A 23,146-nucleotide genomic window follows, 5' to 3' on the forward strand; every position below is an offset into this window, starting at 1 on the left:
GTTTGCGCAAATACCTGCAAACCACTGAGGATGTACACGGATGAACATCTCCTGCAGCACGCTGATGCTGTCCTTTATCGCCTGGTTGCCGCTCATGGCTGCCGCGACATCACCCCCTGCAACACAAGACTTCTTGCTGGATAACGGTCTCAAGGTCGTCGTGCGCGAGGACCACCGGTCCCCCATCGTCACCGCCCAACTCTGGATCAAGGTCGGCTCAAGCTACGAACCGCCGGGCCAGTCGGGCCTGTCCCACGCCCTCGAACACATGGTGTACAAGGGCAGCAGCAAAGCCTGCGCCGGAGAGTTCGCGGCGACACTTGAAAAGCTGGGGGCCAGCCAAAACGCCTTTACCGGCACCGACTTCACGGTCTTCCACCAGACACTGTCTTCCGGCCGCGCCGGCGTCGCTTTCGAAATACTCGCCGACCTGATGAGCACGGCCGAGCTGGATGCACAGGACTTCGCACCAGAGCTCAAGGTCATTCAGGAGGAGCGTCGGATGCGCGTTGATGATGAAATCACCGCGTCGGCGCACGAACGACTGAACAGCATCGCCTACCCGGCCAGCGGCTACCGCACGCCGATAATTGGCTGGATGCACGACCTGCAACGAATGAACGCCGTTCAATTGCGGCAGTGGTATCAGGCCTGGTATGCGCCGGGCAATGCCACGCTGGTGGTCGTTGGCGATGTTGCGCCTGAGCGGATCAAGGCGCTGGCACAGCAGTACTTCGGCCACATGCAGCGGCGTGCGACACCCATGACTCTTGCCCCCATTGAGTTGGCTGATGTCGGCGAGCGGTCATTGACCCTGCATGCACCGATATCGTCCCCGCGCCTCATCATGAGTTTCAACACACCCAGCCTGACCACAGCTGAAAATCGCCGGAGCGCTCATGCCTTGCGCCTGCTCAATACGTTACTGGCCGGGTCCAACAGCGCGCGGATCAAACAGCAACTGCAACTGAGCGAGACGATGTTTACCGAAGTCCAGGCAGAGTACGACGCCTTCAACCGTGGCGATTCGTTGCTCACCATCAGCACACAGCTCAACCCGGACAAGCTCAACGACCCTGATGAAGCCCTCGCCCGTGTCTGGCAAGTGATCGATTCACTGAAAAGCAAGGCACCGGAACCGGCAGAACTGGAGCGCGCGAAAAACATCCTGATCGCCAACACGGTTTATGCACAGGACGACCTGGAAGCGCAGGCCAGTGCCCTTGGCTTGCTGGAAAGCATCGGCCTCGACTGGCGGTTGGCCGATCAGGATACGGATGAGCTGAGCCAGGTCACCCCCAAGGACATTCAACACGCCGCAATCACTTACCTGACGCATGAGCGCCTGAGTACCGCGAAAATCTTGCCGGAGAAAAACAATGGATAAGCTCAAGACCGTCATCAAGGGACTGATATTGGCCGCCATGTTTTTCAGTGGACTGGCCTCTGCCACTACGATAGCGACACCAAAGAAACCGACGCTGCAATCGCTCAAGGAACCACAGATTCCGGCTATCCACCGCACGCTGTCGATCAAGGGCTACAAAACTCACAGCGGGACCAAGATCCTGTTCATCCGCACGCCTGGCCTGCCGATGTTTGATGCCTTGGTGAGCTTTGCTGCCGGCAGCGCCCACACCCCCCATCAACCCGGCCTGGCAGCGGTGACCTTCAGCCTTTTGAATGAGGGCGTGGCTGGCAAGGACGTCAATGCCATACAGGCGACGTTCGATAATCTGGGTGCAAGGATGGACATGGGTATCGGTCAGGACCGGACCTGGTTTTCCCTGCGCAGCCTGAGTGACGAATCGCGGCGCGCTCCAGCCCTGGAACTGTTTGCCCAGGTACTCGGCAAGCCGCTGTTGCCGGAGGCATCCCTGCCTGCGGTGAAATCCCAACTGCAGTACTTTCTGGACCTCGAGGATCAGTCCCATGCCACTCAATCCCGGCAAATGAACCTCGGCCAACTGTTTCCCGACCACGGTTACGCTCAGTCCCTCTACGGAACCCGAGCCGGGCTTGCCTCCATCACCCGCACTCAGGCGCAAGACTTTCATCGCGAGGCTTATGCCGCAGGCAATGCCCAGATCACACTGGTCGGCGACCTCACCGAGGAAGAAGCCCAGCGCATCGGTACACAGATATCCGCAGCCTTGCCCCTGGGGCCGGCCACTGCCGCGATCCAGTCAGTGACAAGTCCAACGGCCCCGAGTCTGCTGCGCGTTGAGCGACCATCGGCCCAGGCTTACCTGCGCCTTGTCCAGCCAAGTGTCCTGCGCAGCAGTCCGGACTACGACGCGCTGCAGATGGCCATGCGGGTGTTCACCAACCGACTGAGCAATGAACTCCGTGAACGCCGAGGCCTGACCTACCACGTTGAAGCCGGCCTCTCAGCCCTTCAGGTACAAGGGTTGCTGACCATTAGATTGCAGACGCCACCCGAGCAGGCCGATGCCGTGCTGGCCCATATCAAGACGATGTTCAGCGACTTCCTCGCCCAAGGGCCAACCCAAGAGGAACTTGATGACAGCCAGCAGCAACTGGCCGGTAGCGCACCGTTGAACAGCGCTACCAATGCGCAGATTCTTAACCAGCTGTACGCCATCAGTGCCCACAATCTGCCGCTGGACCTCGACTTCTCCACGCAAGCCGCCTTGAAGCTGAACCTCGCATCCATCAAAACCGCGCTCAACCGGCATTACCACGCCGAACAATGGCGCGTTGTCATCCTGGGGCCGAAGGCAGATCAACAACCGCTACCCGCTCCAATCGAAAGCGCAACCAACGCCATGTGTCGCGCACCTGACGAGATTGTGGCAAGTTAGTTACCCCCCGACGACGCGGTCGCGGCGCTGTCCCGCCGCGCCCTCGGGCAGACCCATGAGCACTTTCTCCGAGAATCGCTGTGCACCCGCACCCCGCAATGGCCCCGTCACCGTTCACCCCAGCCTTCGGCCTCGGCAATCCGCACTTGCAAACCTTGTGGGGGCCGCTGTGGCGTAAAACCGTGCACATCGGCCGCGAACGCGAACGCCTGTGGCTTGAAGATGGCGACTTTCTCGATCTGGACTGGCACGGTCCGCACAGCGCCGACGCGCCTTTGGTGCTGGTGCTGCACGGGCTCACCGGGTCCTCGAATTCACCTTATGTCGCTGGCTTGCAAAAAGCCCTGGGTGACCGGGGCTGGGCCAGCGTCGCGCTGAACTGGCGCGGTTGCTCGGGCGAACCCAATCTGCTGCCACGCAGTTACCATTCCGGTGCCAGTGAAGACCTGGCCGAAGCGATCAAACACTTGCGGGCCAAACGACCTCTCGCACCCCTGTATGCGGTGGGTTACTCCCTGGGGGGTAATGTCCTGCTCAAGCATCTGGGCGAAACCGGCAGCGACAGCGGCGTGACCGCCGCCGTGGCGGTATCGGTGCCGTTCCGCCTGGACCAGTGCGCCGACCGCATCGGCCAGGGTTTCTCCAAGGTTTACCAGGCACATTTCATGCGCGAGATGGTCGCCTACATCAAGAACAAACAACGACAGTTCCAGCACGACGGACGCGAGGAAGGACTGGCCGCATTGGCTGCGCTCGGTTCGCTGGAAAACATGCGTACGTTCTGGGATTTCGATGGCCGTGTCACCGCGCCACTGCATGGGTTCGCCGATGCCGAGGATTACTATCGCCGCGCATCAAGTCGCTACTTCCTCGGCGAGATTCGTACGCCGACCTTGATGATTCAGGCCGCCGACGATCCCTTCGTGTTTCCCCACAGCCTGCCGCACGCCGATGAGTTGTCCGCATCCACGCAATTCGAGCTGCAAGCCAAGGGCGGGCATGTCGGCTTCGTCGACGGCACGCTCAGGCAACCGGGTTACTACCTTGAACGGCGTATCCCCGAGTGGCTGGCCGCCACAGGGCGCGCTTGAGTCATGGACGCTGACCAGGGCGAGTCAATCCACTTCTGGCAAACCCCGCCCCTGGCCGGGGTCGAGTTATTGTCCGCCCGCTACATCGATCATCGTTTCGCCCCCCACGTGCATGACGGCTATGTGATCGGCATGATCATGGCCGGCGCCCAGCGTTATCGCTATCGTGGTGCCGAACACCTCGCGGGCAGCGGCACGCTGGTACTGATCAACCCCGATGAATTGCACACCGGCCACAAAGGCACCGAGGATGGCTGGCTTTACCGGGCGTTTTATCCGGACAGCGGGCAGATAACCTCGCTGCTGGCCGAACTCGAACTGCCGACCCAGCACCTGCCGACCTTCGGTGCCACGCTGTATCGCGACCAGGATCTGGTGAACGGCTTCTGCCAACTCCATCGCTTGCTGGAAAGCCCCGCCACCGCCTTGCAGCAACAAACGGTCTGGCGCGAACTGGTGCTGTCGCTGTTGCAGCGTCATGCGGCGGTGCCCGATGCCGGTCAACCCGGCAAGGAACACCGGGCCGTGAGCCTGGCCAAGGAGTTGCTGCACGCGCAACTGGCAGTGCCGCCCTCACTGGAGACGTTGGCGGCGGCGGTCAACCTCTCGCCCTTCCATTTCGCCCGGGTATTCCGCCGGGCTACCGGCATGCCGCCGCACACCTGGCTGATGCAACAGCGCATCGCCCGGGCGCGGACATTGCTGCAAAGTGGTTATCTGCCGCTGGAAGTCGCCATGCAACTGGGGTTTGCCGACCAGAGCCACCTGAGTCGGCAGTTCAAGCAGGTGTATGGGGTTGGACCGGGCGCGTATCGCACGGCCCGGCAGTCACTCGAATGCTGACGGTATTTCACGAACAGCGACGGCCCCTGTGGGAGCGAGCTTGCTCGCGATGAGGCCATCACATTCAACGATGATGTTGACTGTTCCACCGCCATCGCTGGCAAGCCAGCTCCTACAGAGGATGTGTGTTTATTCGCCGGTGGCAATGCCCCGCGCAGGCTCGTTGATCCACTCACTCCACGACCCGGCATACAACGAACCCAACGGATAACCGGCCAGACACAACGCAAACAGGTTATGGCACGCCGTCACGCCGGAACCGCAGTACGCCACCAGATCCTTCGGCGAACGATCGCCCAGTTTTGCGGCAAAACGCTGCTTGAGCTGATCGGCCGGCAGAAAACGCCCGTCACTGCCCAGGTTGTCGGTAAACGCCGCACATTGAGCGCCAGGAATGTGCCCGGCGATCGGATCGATCGGTTCCACTTCCCCCTTGAAACGCGGCAGTGCGCGGGCATCGAGCAGGGTCAGTTCCGGCCGGGAGAGGCGCTTATGCAGCCGCTCGGCACTGATCAGCAACGCCGTGTCAGGACTGCCGGTGAAGGAACCACGAGTGATCGCCGGCGCATCCAGGCTCAGCGGCAAACCGGCCGCGTGCCAGGCCTTGAGACCGCCATCGAGGATAAATACACCGTCGCGTTTGCCCAACCACGCCAGCAACCACCAGGCCCGCGCCGCATAGGCCCCCGGACCGTCGTCATACAGAACCACTTCGCTATCGGCGTTGATACCCCAGGCTTGCAGGCGCTCGATCAGTTGCGCCGGCTCGGGCAGCGGATGACGCCCGGTCACACCCTTGACCACCGCGCCGCTCAGATCACGCTCAAGGTCGGCATAGCTCGAACCGGCGATGTGCCCTTCGGCATAGCTGCGCTGACCGTAAACCGGGTCTTCAAGGGCAAAACGACAATCCAGAATCACCAGCCCCGGCTGGTCCTTTTTCAGGTCCAGTGCTTGCGGGCTGATCAGTTGCGCAATGGGCATAACGGGCTCCTGTGATTTTTATCAGACGTCGATCCTACGACACTTCCTCGAGCGCCTGGACCAGGGGCACGTAAAACTCTTCGAACAAGGCCTTGACCGCATCGCGGGACTGATCCGTGACGAACCCGGCTTCCAGCACCAGCACCTGATAAACCCCGCGTTTAATGGCCTGTTCGCTCAAGTGGCTGGAGTTCTCCCGCGTGGTGCACAGGAAGCGCACCCAGGACGTGAGGATGATCCAGGCATTGAGAGTCAGGGATTCGATCTGCACCTGGTCCATTTGCAAAATGCCGGCGGCGACAAAGCCTTCATAGATCGCTCCACCCTGGATCAGGCAGCGCTGGGAAAAGCGTCGATAGCGGTCGGCCAACTCGGGGTCGCTGTCGAGTAAATGTTCGAGATCGCGATGCAGAAAGCGGTAGCGCCACATCGCCGACAGCAGCTCCTTGAGGTAGAAGCGTTTGTCTTCCACCGTGGCGGCGCGGCCCTGGGGCGGGCGCAGGAAGCTGTCCACCAGGCTTTCGTACTCGCTGAACAGCACGGCGATAATCGCCTGCTTGTTAGGGAAGTGGTAGTACAGATTGCCCGGGGAAATTTCCATATGGGCAGCAATGTGGTTGGTACTGATGCTGCGCTCGCCCTGTTGATTGAACAGCTCCAGGCTGTTCTGCACGATGCGCTCGCTGGTTTTGATCCGTGGGGCCATGGCTTGAGCTTTAATTCAGAGTGCGTTGACGGGCATCTTAGATCTATCCGCGAGCGGATAAAACAAAGCTGTTCCAGGATGTCATTTGACTTTCTAGAGCATAGACTCTAAAAAGTGCCTTATTACAATAAATCCGGAGCCGACCATGACTGCTGACATTTCCTACCTGCAAAACCTACAGCAGCCGCTGGAAGAGCTTCAGACCCTGTTCGACGCACAGCGTGCCGCCTACGCCGCCAACCCGATGCCACCCGCCGCGCAGCGTCAGCAATGGCTCAAGGCCCTGAAGGATTTATTGAACAGCGAACGCCAGGCCCTGATCGATGCGATCAGCCAGGACTTCAGCCATCGCAGCGCCGATGAAACCCTGGTCGCCGAACTGATGCCCAGCCTGCACGGCATCCATTACGCCAGCAAACACCTCAAGGGCTGGATGCGAGCTTCGCGGCGCAAGGTCGGCGTCGCTTTCCAGCCCGCCTCTGCCAAAGTCGTTTACCAACCGCTGGGCGTGGTCGGGGTCATCGTGCCGTGGAACTACCCGCTGTACCTGGCCATCGGTCCGTTGGTCGGCGCACTGTCGGCGGGCAACCGGGTGATGCTCAAGCTCAGCGAGTCGACCCCCGCGACCGGCCTGCTGATGAAGCAACTGCTGGCACGCATCTTCCCCGAAGACCTGGTGTGCGTGGTCCTTGGCGAGGCAGACATGGGCGTGGCGTTTTCACGCCTGCCGTTCGATCACCTGCTGTTCACCGGCGCCACCAGCATCGGCAAACACGTAATGCGCGCCGCTGCGGAAAACCTGACCCCGGTGACCCTTGAGCTGGGCGGCAAGTCCCCGGCCATCGTTTCCCGCGATGTACCGCTCAAGGACGCCGCCGAGCGCATCGCCTTCGGTAAAACCCTGAACGCCGGCCAGACCTGCGTGGCCCCGGACTATGTGCTGGTGCCGGAGGATCGCGTGGGAGGCTTCGTCGAAGCCTATCGCTCTGCCGTCCGCGGGTTTTATCCGACGCTGGCCGACAATCCGGACTACACCGCGATCATCAATGAGCGACAACTGGCGCGCCTCAACGGCTATATCAGCGACGCCACCAGCAAGGGTGCACTGCTGATGCCGCTGTTCGACCAGGGCCAGGGCCGCCGCATGAGCCATAGCCTGCTGCTCAATGTCACTGACGAGATGACGGTGATGCAGGACGAAATCTTCGGGCCGCTGCTGCCGATCGTGCCGTACAAGGATCTAGACCAGGCCTTTGCCTACATCAATCAACGCCCGCGCCCACTGGCGCTGTACTACTTCGGCTACGACAAGCGCGAACAACAGCGCGTGCTGCACGAAACCCACTCCGGCGGCGTATGCCTGAACGACACGCTGCTGCACGTCGCCCAGGACGACATGCCGTTCGGCGGCATAGGTGCCTCGGGCATGGGTCACTACCATGGCCATGAAGGCTTCCTGACCTTCAGCAAGGCCAAGGGTGTCTTGATCAAACAGCGGTTCAACGCGGCGAAACTGATTTATCCGCCGTATGGCAAATCGATCCAGAAGCTGATCCAGAAGCTGTTCATCCGCTAACGATCATCACCGCCGGGTAATAACAATAATGAATCCCAGTCTGTCCGATACACCCGCGCTGTCACGGCGCGGGTTGCTTAAATTCAGCCTCGGCGCCAGCGCCTTTCTCGCCACTGCCGGGTTGGGCGCCAGCCTCAGCGGCTGTTCGGCGAGCGTCCCGGCCAGTGGCTTCGTCACGCTGCGCAGCGGCGACCTGCTGTTCTTGCGAGCGCTGATTCCGGTCATGCTCGATGGCGCCGTGACCTCCGAACGGATGCCCGAGGCTGTCGAAGGCACGCTTAAAAGCCTGGATTACAACCTCGCGCACCTGTCGCCGGAAATGCTCAAGCTGACCCGGCAACTGTTCGATGTGCTGGGCATGGCCGTCACCCGCGTACCGTTGACCGGAATCTGGGGCAGCTGGGAAAACGCCAGCGCCGACGATATCCGGCAATTCCTCGATCGTTGGGAAAACAGCTCGTTGAGCCTGTTGCGCATGGGCCACAGCTCTTTGCTGCAACTGGTGATGATGGCCTGGTACGGCCGCAAGGAATCGTGGGCGCATTGCGGGTATCCCGGACCGCCCACCGTCTGAAATCGAGTCGCCCCCTTCGCGGGCAAGCCCGCTCCCACATTGACCGCGTACCCCTGTGGGAGCGGGCTTGCTCGCGAAGGCGTCAGTCTTATCACCACAGCACCTGAACCATAATAAAAAGAGAACCCGAAGATGCCCGTACCCGATCCGTTTCGCGAAGGCATGGCCCGAGGCTGGAAAACCTACAACGGCTCACAACTGACCCAGGACCTGACACTCGAAGCAGACGTGGCGATCATCGGCAGCGGTGCCGGCGGCGGCACCACCGCCGAAATCCTCAGCGCTGCCGGTTACAAAGTGCTGTTGATCGAGGAAGGTCCGCTCAAGACCAGCAGCGACTTCAAGCTGCTCGAAGACCAGGCCTACAGCAGCCTCTATCAGGAAGGCATCGGCCGCATGAGCAAGGATGGCGCAATCACCATCCTCCAGGGCCGGGCGGTGGGCGGCACCACGCTGATCAACTGGACCTCCAGTTTCCGCACCCCGGAACCGACCCTGGAACACTGGGCCAAAGAGCACAACGTCAAGGGTCACAGCCCGGCGGACATGGCGCCGTGGTTCGAGAAAATGGAGCAGCGCCTGGGCGTCGCGCCGTGGATGGTGCCACCCAACGCCAACAACGATGTGATCCGCAAGGGCTGCGAAGCGCTGAATTACTCTTGGCACGTCATCCCGCGCAACGTTCGCGGCTGCTGGAACCTCGGCTACTGCGGCATGGGCTGCCCGACCAACGCCAAGCAATCGATGATGGTCACCACCATTCCGGCGACCCTGGAAAAAGGCGGCGAACTGCTTTACCTGGCCCGCGCCGAAAAACTCATGATCAACGGCGACAAGATCACCGGCCTGCACTGTTCGGCGATGGATGAACGTTGCGTCGCACCGACCGGGCGCACCATCACGGTCAAGGCGCGGCATTTCGTGCTGGCCGGTGGCGGCATCAATAGCCCGGCCCTGCTGATGCGCTCCGGGGCACCCGACCCGCACAAGCGTCTGGGCAAACGCACGTTCCTGCACCCGGTGAACATGTCCGCCGCGTTGTTCGACGAAGTCGTCAACCCGTTCTACGGCGCGCCGCAGTCGATCTATTCCGACCATTTCCAGTGGCAGGACGGCACCACGGGCAAGATGTCCTTCAAGCTGGAGGTCCCGCCACTGCATCCGGCGCTGGCCGCCACCTTGCTCGGCGGTTTCGGTCAGGATAATTCGCAGCACATGGCCAATCTGCCCCATACCCACGCCATGCTGGCGTTGCTGCGGGACGGCTTTCACCCGGACAGCCCCGGTGGCAGCGTCGAATTGCGCAGCGACGACACGCCGGTGCTGGATTATCAGCTTTCACCGTACGCCTGGGATGGCTTGCGCCGGGCATTCCACAGCATGGCCGAGATCCAGTTTGCCGGTGGCGCCAGGGCCGTGATGCCGATGCACGCCGACGCCCGTTACGTGAAGACCCTCGCCGAAGCCCGTACGCTGATCGATGGCCTGAGCCTGGAGTTGTACCGCACACGCCTGGGCAGTGCCCATGTGATGGGCGGCTGCGCCATGGGTGAAGACCCGACAAACGCGGTGACCGACAGCCTCGGCCGGCACCATCAGTTGGGCAATCTGTCGATCCACGACGGCTCGCTGTTCCCCACCAGCATTGGCGCCAATCCGCAATTATCGGTCTACGGACTGACAGCACAACTGGCGACTTCCCTGGCCGAGCGTTTGAAAAACCCATGAAAATGACGATTATTCCCATCGTCTATAGTGCTTTCTTACCCAACAGGCGACTTGGCCGACCGGGAAGGCTGCGATACCATCCGACTCCCCAACGGATTCCCGCCAGGACGACGCGATGAACCGAGTGTTGTACCCAGGTACCTTCGACCCTATTACCAAGGGCCATGGCGATCTGGTCGAACGCGCCTCGCGCCTGTTCGATCACGTGATCATCGCCGTCGCCGCGAGCCCGAAGAAAAATCCGCTGTTTCCTCTGGAACAACGGGTAGAACTGGCGCGCGAGGTCACTAAACATCTGCCGAACGTTGAAGTCGTCGGCTTCTCGACGCTGTTGGCGCACTTCGCCAAAGAGAAGAACGCCAACGTGTTCCTGCGTGGTTTGCGCGCGGTGTCGGACTTCGAATACGAATTCCAGCTGGCCAACATGAACCGCCAGTTGGCGCCGGATGTGGAAAGCCTGTTCCTGACCCCGTCCGAGCGTTATTCGTTCATCTCCTCGACGCTGGTCCGTGAAATTGCGGCCCTGGGTGGCGATATCACCAAGTTCGTACACCCTGCGGTGGCGGACGCCCTGACCGAGCGCTTCAAGAAATAACCCCGCAATACTGTAGGAGCGAGCCTGCTCGCGATGGACGTCAACGATAACGCGGGAAACCTGACACCCCGCGGTGTTCTCGGCTTCATCGCCAGCAAGCTGGCTCCTACAGTACGTCGCACCTGCGTGCAACACGGGCGCCAATGCGGCACAATTGTACGCATTGGTTTATTGCGCCCGGGCCTGCCGCCCCGGCTGGAGTTAGCATGTCCCTGATCATCACCGACGATTGCATCAACTGCGACGTCTGCGAACCCGAGTGCCCGAACGCCGCCATTTCCCAGGGCGAAGAGATCTACGTGATCGACCCGAACCTGTGCACCCAGTGTGTCGGCCACTACGACGAACCGCAGTGCCAGCAGGTCTGCCCGGTAGATTGCATTCCACTGGACGAAGCCCATCCGGAGACTGAAGAACAGTTGATGGAGAAGTACCGCAAGATTACCGGCAAGGCTTGACGCACCAAAAGATCGCAGCCTTCGGCAGCTCCTACAGAAAACACAATTCCCCTGTAGGAGCTGCCGAAGGCTGCGATCTTTTGACTTTCAGCTCTGACAACGCGGGCAAAAAACGCTGGCGCGCTGCCCCAGTTTCACTTCCCGCAGCCCCGTGCCACAGACCTTGCAGTGTTCGCCACCACGGCCGTACACGAACAGTTCCTGCTGGAAATAACCAGGCTGACCGTCACCACCGATAAAGTCCCGCAGCGTGGTACCGCCGCGCTCGATGGCGGCCGCCAGGATGCGCTTGATCTCGATGGCCAGTTTCAAATACCGCGCACGGGAAATACTCTTGGCTTCGCGGCGCGGGTCGATTCCAGCGGCGAACAACGCTTCGGTCGCATAGATATTGCCGACGCCCACCACCACCGCGTTATCCATGATGAACGGCTTGACCGCCATCGAACGGCCACGGGACTGCTGGAACAGGCGCTCACCGTCGAACAGGTCGGTCAGCGGTTCCGGCCCAAGGCGAATCAGCAATTCGTGATTGAGCGGATCGAGGCTCCAGAGCATGGCGCCGAAGCGCCGCGGGTCGGTGTAACGCAGGGCCAGGCCCGACTCCAGTTCGATGTCCACATGCTCATGCTTGGCCGCCGGCAACCCGGCCTCCACCAGACGCAAGTTGCCTGACATGCCCAAATGAATGATCAAGGTGCCGACTTCGGCGTTGATCAGCAGGTACTTGGCGCGCCGCTCCACCAATACGATGCGCTGGCCGGACAGGCGCACATCGAGGTCCTCGGGGATCGGCCAGCGCAGACGGCGATCACGCACGATCACCCGGCTGACGCGCTGGCCTTCCAGGTACGGCGCGATGCCGCGACGGGTGGTTTCGACTTCTGGCAATTCAGGCATGGTGCTCTCGGATCAGGCGCATGGCCTGGAAAGGTCCGACACTCAGCGATGAGTGCCGAGGTCGCGGATCGTCTGCTTGAGGGTCTCGAAGTCGTAGTCCGAGAGGCCGACATAATCGAGCACCAGCGGCGCAATGCTGTTCCACTCGTGATCTTCGGTCTGATTGCCCAGCACCCGATGCGACGCGCAAATGTGCTCGGCCATTTTCAGGATCGCCAACAGGTTCTTCAACGAACTGTTGCGCGAAGTCTCATCGCTGAATACCGCCAACGCATTGTGGTGATTGGCGATCGCCGCGCTCACGTGCTCCGGCAGACGCCAGGACTTGGCCGTGTAATAGCCGACCACCGAGTGATTGGTATTGAACACCTGATTCTCCGTGTCCACCACCCGGCATTCGGCGCTGGCGTTGGCATAGGCCTGCTCCAGAACCCCCATGTAGTCGGGGAAACGCTGGAGCATCAAGGGCACGCCGCAGTCGTGGAACAGGCCCAGGGCATAGGCTTCGTCGCCATTTTCAACGCCGATGCGCTTGGCCAGGGTCAGGCAGGTCATGGCCACGTCCTGAGCGGTGTCCCAGAAACGGTTCAGGGTGACAATGGTGTCGTCATTCATCTCGCCCTTGATCGACTGCGCATTGATCAGGTTGATGACCGAGCGGCTGCCCAGCAGATTGACCGCGCGCTGGATCGAGGCAATCTTGTTGCTCAACCCGTAATACGGCGAATTGACGATCTTCAGCAGGGAACCGGAAAGGCCCGGATCCTGGGATATCAGCTTGGCAATGACTTCCAGATCCGGGTCGGGCATGTACTGCTCCATCTGCAAATCCACCATGATCTGCGGCTGGGCCGGTACGCTGATGCCCTGCAGGGCTTGTTGGATCTGTTCGGAAGTCAGCTCTTGGGACATAGGTACACACTCTGGGTCAGACGGCGATTCTAACCTTTATGAAGTTGGATCCGACACACCAAATCGCAAGACAGCCCTCGCCACATGTCCACTTGCAGGCCAATCCGGGGTCTCAACACGCTATACTCCCGCTCTTTTTTCCGGAGCGACGACATGTCCCTGCCTAGCCTGCGCCTCAAAGCCAACGCCGACCGTCGTCTGCGCAACGGTCACTTGTGGGTCTACAGCAACGAAATCGATGTAGCCGCTACGCCTTTGCACGGTTTCAAGGCCGGCGACCAGGCGATCCTCGAAGCCGCTGGCGGCAAGCCGCTGGGCATCGTTGCCATGAGCCCGAACAACCTGATCTGCGCCCGTGTGCTGTCGCGCGACATCAAGCTGCCGCTGGACAAGTCGCTGCTGGTGCACCGCCTGAATGTGGCCCTGTCCCTGCGCGAGCGCCTGTTCGACAAGCCGTTCTATCGCCTGGTCTACGGCGACTCCGACCTGCTGCCAGGCCTGGTGGTCGACCGTTTCGGCGACATCCTGGTGGTGCAGATCGCCTCGGCGACCATGGAAGCCCATAAAGACGACGTGATCGCGGCGCTGACCCAAGTGCTCAAGCCAAGCGGCATCCTGTTCAAGAACGACTCCGCCGCCCGTGACGCCGAAGGCCTCACCCGCTACGTCGAAACCGTGTTCGGCCTGGTGCCGGAGTGGGTCGCACTGGAAGAAAACGGCGTGAAATTCGAAGCACCGGTCATCCAGGGCCAGAAAACCGGCTGGTTCTACGACCACCGCATGAACCGCGCACGCCTGGCGCCGTACGCCAAAGGCAAACGCGTTCTGGACCTGTACAGCTACATCGGCGGCTGGGGCGTGCAGGCTGCCGCGTTCGGCGCCAGTGAAGTGTTCTGCGTCGACGCATCGGCCTTCGCCCTTGACGGCGTCGAGCGCAACGCCGCGCTGAACGGCTTCGCCGACAAGATGACCTGCATCGAAGGCGACGTGTTCGAAGCCCTCAAAGAACTGAAAGCCAGCGAAGAACGCTTCGACGTGATCGTGGCCGACCCGCCGGCGTTCATCAAACGCAAGAAAGACATGAAAAACGGCGAAGGCGCCTACCGCCGCCTGAACGAGCAAGCCATGCGCCTGCTGACCAAGGACGGCATCCTGGTCAGCGCATCGTGCTCGATGCACCTGCCGGAAGACGACCTGCAGAACATCCTGCTCACCAGCGCCCGCCACCTGGACCGCAACATCCAGATGCTGGAACGTGGCGGCCAGGGGCCGGATCATCCGGTGCACCCGGCGATTGCCGAGACTCGGTATATCAAGAGCATTACTTGCCGGTTGCTGCCAAACAGCTAAAACGCAAACCAATGTAGGAGCAGCCGGTCGACGTTCGATTGCTCGCGATGGTCGTCAACGATAACGCTGGCAGCCTGACGCCCCGCGGTGTTCTCGGGTTCATCGCGAGCAGGCTCGCTCCTACAGTGATTCCCGGCATCAAAACAGGAAGCCTCCTACAGCGCTTTTGATTGAACTCCCTGCGTCCCAGACTAGTATCGGTTTCTGGTTTCAAGCACGAACGCTTGATCACTCCGGAAAACAAAAACAATGTCTGAGTCCTCTTGTCCAGCTCTAAGTAGCGACCTGAAACGCCAACGGGCCTCCCGCTTTATCCTCATTACCAATATCTCGTTGATCAGTTTTTCCCGCTGAATATCCTCCTGCCTTCTTTTCCTGCCTTGGCCGGGGAGTTCAACACTTCAACCGCAGAAATTGCCCTATCCACCAGCCTGTTCACGCTGGTTTTTGCGATTTCTCAATTAATAACCGGCCCGCTCTCGGATAAGTGGGGGCGCAAGGAAGTTCTTCTTGGGTGCATCGTTGTTTCTACGCTCGGCTCGATAGGGTGCGTGCTGGCTACAGACTATCCGGGCTTCCTGCTATTTCGCGTCATCCAGGCAATCGGGTGTGGTTTCTTTGTGCTGGGTCATGCACTGGTGGAGGACTTGTTCGAAGAACGGGATCGGGCCCGAGTGCGAATTTATTACATGACACTGAGCGGCTCCTTTGTTGCACTGTCGCCGCTATTGGGATCATGGCTGCAAACCACATTCGATTGGCAGGGAAGTTTTTATGGTTTTGCGATCAAGGCGCTCGGCATGTTTATCCATGCCCAAGTAATACTGCCATCCAAAGCAATCAGCCATCAAAGAACACCGGTTTCCGTTCTACGCACGCTGATATCCATTGTTGGAAATCGAGATTTCATCCGCTACTGGTGGATTGCCGCGTTAGTGTTTGCTTGTTATTTCGCATTGATCAGCGTGACGCCGCTGATTTTCATGGATGAGTTCAAGTTATCCGAATACCAGTACGCGCTGGTGCTTATGGTGTATGGGTTGGCCTATTTCCTTGGTGGAGTAGTTGCCAGCGCCGTGCAGAAACACATCTCCCTCACACTACAAATCAACATCGGGCTCGGATTGCTGGGTGCCGCCGGTGTGTTGTTAGCATTGATCGTCAATTATGAATTGATGACAACTATCACCCTGCTCATACCGATGCTGATCAGTGCTCTGGCAGTCACCCTTGTACGACCTGCCGCAATTTCCGCAGCAATGTTGCTGTTCTCAAGCAGCGCCGGAACGGCAGCATCTGCAGGCAATAGCATTATGTTCATCACCGCCGCGGTCAGCAGCGCTGCGCTCGCACAAACCGGAGACAATTTGCTGATGACCATTGCTGTTGGCTTCATCGCCTTCAGCCTTTGGGGGTTGCTGACGAATGCCCGGATAGGGCACTGACTGTAGGAGCGAGCTTGCTCGCGATGGTCGTCAACGATAACGCGGGGAACCTGATACCCCGCGGCGTCTTTGAATTCATCGCGAGCAGGCTCGCTCCTACAGGTGCAGGACACATCCTGATCCACTACCGAAGCGACAACCTCCCACCCCACGCCTACCGTTTTCTCTTCCCATCACCGAAGAGGACAACGGAATGTCCAACACGCCAAAAGCCCATCGATTACGCACAGGTCGGCACTCGCAATCCGGTCGCATCTATCACCTGACCGCTGTCACCCATGAACGACAACCATTCTTCCAGGATTGGCGCACTGGTCGCTTTTTGGTGCACGAGTTCAGAAGGGCTCAGGAAGCCGGCTATGTCACGTCTATAGCCTGGGTAGTCATGCCGGATCACTTCCACTGGCTGATTGAATTGCACAACGGTGATTTACCGAAACTGGTGCAAGCCACCAAATCTCGCTGCACACGCCTCATCAATCAGCAACGGGATCTGCGTGCTCCTGTATGGCAAAAGGGCTACTTCGACCGAGCCCTGCGTCGCGAGGAAGATCTGAAAGCCATTGCCCGATACATCATCGCCAACCCCCTACGCGCAGGCCTCGTCGACCATATCGGCGGCTACCCACTCTGGGACGCCATCTGGCTCTGATGCACAAATCACTGTAGGAGCGAGCCTGCTCGCGATGGTCGTCAACGATAACGCGGGAAACCTGGTACCCCGCGGCGCTCTCAGGCTCATCGTGAGCAGGCTCGCTCCTACAGAAAACGCGCCCGCACGTCTCGTAAGCGCCGCCTCCAGGTTTGCAGGCATTCCCTCCAGCCGCCAGCCGTGTAGAATCGCGAACATTCATCGCCAGTCATCCCCGGCGGGTTTATGAGCTCAAGCTGAAGCGCGCGGCGATCCCGCAAAGTTATCGGCAACTTCCGGACACGCGGCCATTTCTGAGTGTTCCAGACGTCAATAGAAGCTCACTTCCCTTTTGATACCTGATTAGCCGCCCGGAGTGCTTCATGCCTGATTACCGCTCGAAAACATCCACCCACGGCCGCAACATGGCCGGCGCCCGCGCACTGTGGCGCGCCACGGGGATGAAAGATGACGACTTCAAGAAGCCGATCATCGCCATTGCCAACTCGTTCACCCAGTTCGTACCGGGCCACGTGCACCTCAAGGACCTGGGCCAACTGGTCGCCCGCGAGATCGAACGCGCTGGCGGCGTGGCCAAGGAATTCAACACCATCGCTGTCGATGACGGCATCGCCATGGGCCACGACGGCATGCTGTATTCGCTGCCGAGCCGCGAGATCATCGCCGACTCCGTCGAGTACATGGTCAACGCCCACTGCGCCGACGCCATCGTGTGCATTTCCAACTGCGACAAGATCACCCCTGGCATGCTGATGGCTTCCCTGCGCCTGAACATCCCGGTGATCTTCGTCTCCGGCGGCCCGATGGAAGCCGGCAAGACCAAACTCGCCTCCCACGGCCTCGACCTGGTCGACGCCATGGTGATCGCCGCCGACTCCAGCGCTTCTGACGAGAAAGTCGCCGAGTACGAGCGCAGCGCCTGCCCGACCTGCGGTTCGTGCTCCGGCATGTTCACCGCCAACTCGATGAACTGCCTGGTTGAAGCGCTGGGCCTTGCCTTACCGGGCAACGGTTCGACCCTGGCCACCCACAGCGACCGCGAGCAGCTGTTCCTGCAGGCCGGCCGCACCATCGTCGAGCTGTGCAAGCGTTACTACGGCGAGAACGACGAGTCGGTGTTGCCGCGCAACATCGCCAACTTCCAGGCCTTCGAAAACGCCATGACCCTGGACATCGCCATGGGCGGTTCCACCAACACCATCCTGCACTTGCTGGCCGCCGCCCAGGAAGCCGAGATCGATTTCGACCTGCGCGACATCGACCGTCTGTCCCGTCACGTGCCGCAACTGTGCAAGGTCGCACCGAACATCCAGAAGTACCACATGGAAGACGTGCACCGCGCTGGCGGCATCTTCAGCATCCTCGGTTCGCTGGCCCGTGGCGGCCTGCTGCACACCCAGCTGCCGACCGTGCACAGCCGCAGCATGGAAGAAGCCATCGCCAAGTGGGACATTACCCAGACCAACGACGAAGCCGTGCACCACTTCTTCAAGGCCGGTCCGGCGGGCATCCCGACGCAAACCGCGTTCAGCCAGTCGACCCGTTGGGAAACCCTGGACGACGACCGTGAAAACGGCTGCATCCGCAGTGTCGAGCACGCTTACTCGCAAGAAGGCGGCCTGGCCGTTCTCTACGGCAACATCGCTCTGGACGGCTGCGTGGTGAAAACCGCCGGCGTCGACGAGTCGATCCACGTGTTCGAAGGCAACGCCAAGATCTTCGAAAGCCAGGACAGCGCCGTACGCGGCATCCTCGCCGACGAAGTGAAGGAAGGCGACATCGTCATCATTCGCTACGAAGGCCCGAAAGGCGGCCCGGGCATGCAGGAAATGCTCTACCCGACGTCGTACCTGAAATCCAAAGGCCTGGGCAAAGCCTGCGCCCTGCTCACCGACGGCCGTTTCTCCGGCGGCACCTCCGGTCTGTCCATCGGCCACGCTTCGCCTGAAGCGGCTGCCGGCGGTGCAATCGGCCTGGTGCAGGACGGCGACAAGGTGCTGATCGACATTCCGAACCGCTCGATCAACCTGTTGGTCAGCGACGAAGAACTGGCCGCGCGCCGGGTCGAGCAGGACAAGAAAGGCTGGAAGCCGGTGGAAGTGCGTCCACGTAAAGTGACCACTGCCCTGAAGGCCTACGCCCTGCTGGCGACCAGCGCCGACAAGGGTGCTGTGCGTAACAAGGCGATGCTTGACGGGCTTTGATGCTTGATCGCTGAACAAAAATACCCCGCCCAGTGCGGGGTATTTTATTTCCACCGATCCCCTGTAGGAGCTGCCGCAGGCTGCGATCTTTTGATCCTGTTTTTTACAATCAAAGTCAAAAGATCGCAGCCTTCGGCAGCTCCTACAAAGGGGGCCGGCGTTATTCCTGCGGGTCGAGGTTATCCAGCGCCTGGTTCACCGCCAGTTCGCCCAGCATGATGACCTGCGCGATCCCCAGCATCGTGCTGCGTTGCGAGCCTTCCAGCAGTCCGGCGAAATCGCTGGCCATGACATTGGCCGAGGCGAGGGATTCGCAGGCGTGGGCCAACAGGGTTTCGGTGTCGAGGCCCGGGGCGATGACGAATGTTTGGCTGGGTTTGCGCGGGGTGAAATTGATGCGGGTGGAGAGGTTGTCGCAATCGGGAGGATCGGGGGTAACTTTCAACATTTGATGGAACTCCGGGTGAGAAAAAAGGAGCCATCACCCTCGCTACCAAACGAAGGGTGGCGGCCATACGCAGGTTGGTAGACCGGTCACCAGGAACCCGGCACGTCCGAAGATGCCCTGCGCATGGCCACCATATGAGCAGAGACAGAAACGAACCCTGCAAAGGGTGGCGCAATGCGCCGAGGTGAACACGGGCTACCAAACCCGATCACTGATGTTCAGTGACGCGGAAACGATAGAAGCCGCCCCCCCAGGCGCACAAGCCGGCGGATTCTGGCGTAGTCGTAGTCCCTTACGCAAGAATGCGTAGGTTGCGACTGTCAGGGATGTCGATCATACAAAGGCTTTCATTGCACCGACTGGCCTCATCGCGGGCAAGCCCGCTCCCACAGGGATCGTCGGGATTCGCACAACTTGTGTTTCACCCAAGACCTTTGTGGGAGCGGGCTTGCCCGCGATGGCAGCGCCGCGGTCTTACTGGATCTCTTCCGGTTTGACGACCACCCAGTTCTTGTCGGCAGTCACCGTCAAGCCTTCCTTGGCCTGGGCCGCGGCGTTCTTGGCCATCATGCCCTGGATCTGGGTCATGTACTTGTCCTTGCGATTGACCCACAGGTGAATGCCGCCCTTGGCCACATCAACACTCTGGAACAGCATGTAGCCGTCGCTGCTCGGGGTATCACCGCCAACCAGCACCGGTTTTTTCCACTCATCGATGTAGGTCAGGATCGCCGCCTGCTTGCCGGCCATCCAGGTCGCCGGGGTCCACAGGTACGGGGTCAGTTCCAGGCCGAGGTTGGCCTTCTCGTCATATTTGCCGGCGGTGATCTGCTTGCGCGCGGTGGTCAGCTCGCCCGTCTTCGGGTCCTTGAGCAGCAACGACACGCCGATCACGTTCTGCGGTTTGACGTTGTAGCCGTATTTCGGATCGGCCGCGACCATGCGCACCAGTTCTTCGGAGGCGGCGGTCATCACGTAGACCTCGATGCCGTTCTCCATCAGCTTGTTGTACAGCTCTTGCTGGCCGGTGAAGATTTTCGGCGGATTGACGTCGAGTTTCTTGACCACGTCGCCTTCGTAATAAGTCGCCGGCACCGGCTTGCCGGACGCCATCATTTCGTCGACGTAGCCCTTGAGTTCCTTGAGGGTAAAGCCGGAGAAGACCTGCGCGACCCATGGATAGCAAACCATGTCGTCGACTTCGCAGAGGCGGTAGTAGTAGCTGAACAGGCTTTCCTTGTGGTCGGCGGTGTCCTTGAACGGCATCAGTTTCAGGGAGGGATCGAGCTTTTCGCGGGTGATCAGGCCCTTGTTTTCCATGAACGGCAGCAACGACTCTTCGAGGTCGTAGCGGTAACTGGTGTTGTCCATGTCGAACACCGCGTAGTTACCCTTGTTGGCGTTGGCGGCGATCATCGCGTCCAGCGCCTTGGCCTGATCGGCTGGCCAGTGTTTCAGATCCGTTGCGAAAACCTGGCCGGCAAGGCCCAGGCAAAGTGCTGCAGCCAGTAATTTCGGTGCGAACTTCATTGGCGTTTCTCCCTGAATGTGAAAGAGATCGACGCTAACAAATAAGTGTGACAGTCCTCGTCTGTCAGCGACCGTCCGCGTCCCTTTCGCGCCAGCTGCATTTCTGACAGCGACATCCGCTTATTCCAAAAACGACGGATATCATACGTTTTTGATATTAATTCATTAGTTTTCAAGCTGTTAGGCTTGCCGGTTCGCGGTTGCCCAAGGGTGCAACCGGCACAAGTCTTATCGGAGTCTTCATGAATCTGCCGCTGATCCTCAATCTGCTGGTGTTCCTCGCCCTGCTCTTCGGCCTGGCGCAAACCCGCCACACGACATGGAGCCTGGCGAAAAAAGTCCTGCTCGCGCTGGTGCTGGGCGTGGCGTTCGGTGTGGCGTTGCACACTGTCTACGGTGCCGGCAACCCGGTGCTGAAAGCCTCGATCGGCTGGTTCGATCTGGTGGGCAACGGTTATGTGCAATTGCTGCAAATGATCGTGATCCCGCTGGTGTTCGCCTCGATCCTCAGCGCCGTGGCCCGTCTGCACAACGCCTCGTCGCTGGGCAAGATCAGCTTCCTGACCATCGGCACGCTGCTGTTCACCACGGCCATCGCGGCCTTGATCGGCATCGGCCTGACCAACCTGTTCGGCCTGACTGCCGAAGGCCTGGTGGCCGGTACCCAGGAAATGGCGCGCCTGCAAACCATCCAGACCGATTACGCCGGCAAGGTCGCCGACCTGAATGTGCCGCAGCTGCTGCTGTCGTTCATTCCGCAAAACCCCTTCGCCGACCTGGCGCGGGCCAAGCCGACGTCGATCATCAGCGTGGTGATTTTCGCTGCGTTCCTGGGTGTCGCGGCGCTGCAATTGCTCAAGGATGATGCCGAGAAAGGTCAGAAAGTGATCAACGCCATCGACACCCTGCAAGCCTGGGTGATGCGTCTGGTGCGCCTGGTGATGAAGCTGACCCCGTACGGCGTGCTGGCGCTGATGACCAAAGTGGTCGCCGGTTCCAACCTGCAAGACATCATCAAGCTCGGCAGTTTCGTGGTGGTGTCCTACATCGGTCTGGGCCTGATGTTCGTGGTGCATGGCGTGCTGGTGTCGGCCGCCGGGATCAACCCGCTGCGGTTCTTCCGCAAGATCTGGCCGGTGCTGACGTTTGCCTTCACCAGCCGTTCCAGCGCAGCGACGATTCCGTTGAGCATCGAAGCGCAGACCAGCCGTCTGGGCATCCCGCAATCCATCGCCAGTTTCGCCGCTTCGTTCGGCGCGACCATTGGCCAGAACGGCTGTGCCGGTCTGTACCCGGCGATGTTGGCGGTGATGGTGGCGCCGACCGTGGGCATCAACCCGCTGGACCCGCTGTGGATCGTGACGCTGGTGGCGATTGTGACGCTGAGCTCGGCCGGTGTGGCCGGTGTCGGTGGTGGCGCGACCTTTGCCGCGTTGATCGTACTGCCGGCGATGGGTTTGCCGGTGTCACTGGTGGCGTTGCTGATTTCGGTCGAGCCGCTGATTGATATGGGGCGTACAGCGCTGAACGTGAGCGGTTCGATGACGGCCGGTGCGATTACCAGCCAGGTGATGCAGCAGACGGACAAGGCGCTGCTGGATGCGGATGAGCATTCGGCGTTGGCGCAGGCTTGAGTAGCGTCTGATAGACCGCTATCGCGAGCAAGCTCGCTCCCACAGGGATCTGTGGTGTTCACACAATTTGTGATTCACCTCAAACACTGTGGGAGCGAGCTTGCTCGCGATGCTTTTAGGCTTTTTCCCAGACTTCGAAGCTGTACGCCGGCTTACCGTCTAATGCCGGGTTTTCAACGTTGGAAACCAGTTTCCATTCCTTCAAATCAAACTCCGGAAACCACGCATCCCCTTCCGGGCTCAGCGCCACGCGGGTCAGGTACAACCGGTCAGCCTGCGCCAGCCCTTGCGCATACAACTGCGCGCCGCCAATCAGCATCAATTCATCGACGCCCTGTTCCTTCGCCCATGCTTCGGCGCGAACGACGGCGGCTTCCAGCGACGGATAAACCTCCGCGCCTTCGAGTTGCAGATCCGCCTGGCGACTGACCACGATGTTCAGGCGGCCCGGCAGCGGACGACCGAGGGAATCCCAGGTCTTGCGACCCATGATGATCGGCTTGCCGAGGGTGGTGGCCTTGAAATATTTGAAGTCCCCCGGCAAGTGCCAGGGCATGCTGTTGTCGACGCCGATCACACGGTTTTCACCGAGGGCTGCAATCAGGCTGAGGGGGAGTGATTTAGTCATGCCGGCGAGGATACCAGAGCCTCGCTTTCGCCGATAAGCGCCACAGCGGTTATGCTCACAGCT

General features: G+C 60.3%; 20 protein-coding genes and 1 pseudogene. 14 read left to right on the forward strand and 7 right to left on the reverse strand.

The window, feature by feature from the left end:
* The first annotated feature begins 40 nt into the window (after positions 1-40).
* The 4 genes from CD175_RS19765 (at position 41) to CD175_RS19780 (ending at position 4,759) form a co-directional block, all read left to right on the forward strand.
* On the forward strand, positions 41-1,387 hold the full coding sequence (locus tag CD175_RS19765) for a M16 family metallopeptidase (RefSeq protein WP_104450150.1): 1,347 nt from the start codon (positions 41-43) through the stop codon (positions 1,385-1,387).
* Entirely contained in the window at positions 1,380-2,825 is a 1,446-nt protein-coding gene (locus CD175_RS19770) for a M16 family metallopeptidase (protein WP_104450151.1), read from the forward strand. The genes CD175_RS19765 and CD175_RS19770 overlap by 8 nt, the downstream gene beginning before the upstream one ends.
* Before the next feature lie 98 nt (positions 2,826-2,923).
* Positions 2,924-3,916 (forward strand): hydrolase, encoded by a 993-nt coding sequence (locus CD175_RS19775; RefSeq protein WP_104450152.1) that lies wholly within the window; start codon positions 2,924-2,926, stop codon positions 3,914-3,916.
* 3 nt (positions 3,917-3,919) lie between these two features.
* Positions 3,920-4,759 (forward strand): AraC family transcriptional regulator, encoded by an 840-nt coding sequence (locus CD175_RS19780; protein ID WP_104450153.1) that lies wholly within the window; start codon positions 3,920-3,922, stop codon positions 4,757-4,759.
* 129 nt (positions 4,760-4,888) lie between these two features.
* Here CD175_RS19780 and CD175_RS19790 read toward each other — a convergent pair whose 3' ends face one another.
* Positions 4,889-5,743 carry a sulfurtransferase gene (locus CD175_RS19790; RefSeq protein WP_104450154.1) on the reverse strand — a complete coding sequence of 285 codons (855 nt, stop codon included), beginning with the start codon at positions 5,741-5,743 and terminating at the stop codon, positions 4,889-4,891.
* 34 nt (positions 5,744-5,777) lie between these two features.
* The gene (locus tag CD175_RS19795; protein ID WP_104450155.1) at positions 5,778-6,449 is read right to left on the reverse strand and encodes a TetR/AcrR family transcriptional regulator; all 672 of its coding nucleotides are present in this window, start codon (positions 6,447-6,449) and stop codon (positions 5,778-5,780) included.
* A gap of 145 nt (positions 6,450-6,594) precedes the next feature.
* Between CD175_RS19795 and CD175_RS19800 the strand changes: the two genes are divergently transcribed.
* The 5 genes from CD175_RS19800 to CD175_RS19825 all read left to right on the forward strand — a co-directional run bounded on the left by CD175_RS19800 (position 6,595) and on the right by CD175_RS19825 (position 11,380).
* A complete protein-coding gene (locus tag CD175_RS19800) occupies positions 6,595-8,025 on the forward strand; it encodes a coniferyl aldehyde dehydrogenase (RefSeq protein ID WP_104450156.1) in 1,431 nt (476 codons plus the stop codon).
* Positions 8,026-8,053: 28 nt separating this feature from the next.
* Positions 8,054-8,599, forward strand: a complete 546-nt coding sequence (locus tag CD175_RS19805; RefSeq protein WP_104450157.1) for a twin-arginine translocation pathway signal protein — start codon at positions 8,054-8,056, stop codon at positions 8,597-8,599.
* 132 nt (positions 8,600-8,731) lie between these two features.
* Positions 8,732-10,327 (forward strand): GMC family oxidoreductase, encoded by a 1,596-nt coding sequence (locus tag CD175_RS19810; protein WP_104450158.1) that lies wholly within the window; start codon positions 8,732-8,734, stop codon positions 10,325-10,327.
* Between the two features lie 115 nt (positions 10,328-10,442).
* Positions 10,443-10,922: a pantetheine-phosphate adenylyltransferase gene (coaD, locus tag CD175_RS19815; protein ID WP_045059801.1), complete on the forward strand. Its 480-nt coding sequence runs from the start codon at positions 10,443-10,445 to the stop codon at positions 10,920-10,922.
* A 206-nt stretch (positions 10,923-11,128) separates the two neighbouring features.
* Positions 11,129-11,380, forward strand: a complete 252-nt coding sequence (locus tag CD175_RS19825; RefSeq protein WP_003195146.1) for a YfhL family 4Fe-4S dicluster ferredoxin — start codon at positions 11,129-11,131, stop codon at positions 11,378-11,380.
* Positions 11,381-11,467: 87 nt separating this feature from the next.
* On the opposite strand, the gene mutM is transcribed toward CD175_RS19825, so the two are convergent.
* On the reverse strand, positions 11,468-12,280 hold the full coding sequence (mutM, locus tag CD175_RS19830; RefSeq protein WP_104450159.1) for a bifunctional DNA-formamidopyrimidine glycosylase/DNA-(apurinic or apyrimidinic site) lyase: 813 nt from the start codon (positions 12,278-12,280) through the stop codon (positions 11,468-11,470).
* A gap of 42 nt (positions 12,281-12,322) precedes the next feature.
* Complete coding sequence (locus CD175_RS19835; RefSeq protein ID WP_104450160.1) at positions 12,323-13,192, reverse strand: HDOD domain-containing protein; 870 nt, start codon at positions 13,190-13,192, stop codon at positions 12,323-12,325.
* A gap of 153 nt (positions 13,193-13,345) precedes the next feature.
* Here CD175_RS19835 and CD175_RS19840 point away from each other — a divergent pair, with 153 nt between their 5' ends.
* The 4 genes and pseudogenes from CD175_RS19840 to ilvD all read left to right on the forward strand — a co-directional run bounded on the left by CD175_RS19840 (position 13,346) and on the right by ilvD (position 18,843).
* Positions 13,346-14,542, forward strand: coding sequence for a class I SAM-dependent rRNA methyltransferase (locus CD175_RS19840; RefSeq protein WP_102673476.1), 1,197 nt, complete (start codon positions 13,346-13,348; stop codon positions 14,540-14,542).
* Positions 14,543-14,791: 249 nt separating this feature from the next.
* A pseudogene (locus CD175_RS19845) lies at positions 14,792-15,987 on the forward strand (MFS transporter).
* Between the two features lie 193 nt (positions 15,988-16,180).
* Positions 16,181-16,639 (forward strand): REP-associated tyrosine transposase, encoded by a 459-nt coding sequence (locus tag CD175_RS19855; protein ID WP_104450162.1) that lies wholly within the window; start codon positions 16,181-16,183, stop codon positions 16,637-16,639.
* Between the two features lie 362 nt (positions 16,640-17,001).
* Positions 17,002-18,843, forward strand: coding sequence for a dihydroxy-acid dehydratase (ilvD, locus tag CD175_RS19865; RefSeq protein WP_008048311.1), 1,842 nt, complete (start codon positions 17,002-17,004; stop codon positions 18,841-18,843).
* A gap of 160 nt (positions 18,844-19,003) precedes the next feature.
* On the opposite strand, the gene CD175_RS19875 is transcribed toward ilvD, so the two are convergent.
* Together CD175_RS19875 and CD175_RS19885 are read right to left on the reverse strand one after the other, a co-directional pair.
* Positions 19,004-19,291, reverse strand: coding sequence for a DUF6124 family protein (locus CD175_RS19875; RefSeq protein WP_104450164.1), 288 nt, complete (start codon positions 19,289-19,291; stop codon positions 19,004-19,006).
* Between the two features lie 474 nt (positions 19,292-19,765).
* Positions 19,766-20,821 (reverse strand): HAD family hydrolase, encoded by a 1,056-nt coding sequence (locus CD175_RS19885; protein WP_104450165.1) that lies wholly within the window; start codon positions 20,819-20,821, stop codon positions 19,766-19,768.
* Positions 20,822-21,063: 242 nt separating this feature from the next.
* Here CD175_RS19885 and CD175_RS19890 point away from each other — a divergent pair, with 242 nt between their 5' ends.
* On the forward strand, positions 21,064-22,455 hold the full coding sequence (locus CD175_RS19890; protein ID WP_104450166.1) for an L-cystine transporter: 1,392 nt from the start codon (positions 21,064-21,066) through the stop codon (positions 22,453-22,455).
* Between the two features lie 115 nt (positions 22,456-22,570).
* Here the strand turns inward: CD175_RS19890 and CD175_RS19895 are convergent, their stop codons facing one another.
* Positions 22,571-23,083 carry a dihydrofolate reductase gene (locus CD175_RS19895; protein ID WP_104450167.1) on the reverse strand — a complete coding sequence of 171 codons (513 nt, stop codon included), beginning with the start codon at positions 23,081-23,083 and terminating at the stop codon, positions 22,571-22,573.
* Positions 23,084-23,146: the final 63 nt, after the last annotated feature.

This window comes from Pseudomonas laurylsulfatiphila, from assembly GCF_002934665.1.
In the GTDB taxonomy this organism is placed as follows: Bacteria; Pseudomonadota; Gammaproteobacteria; order Pseudomonadales; family Pseudomonadaceae; genus Aquipseudomonas; species Aquipseudomonas laurylsulfatiphila.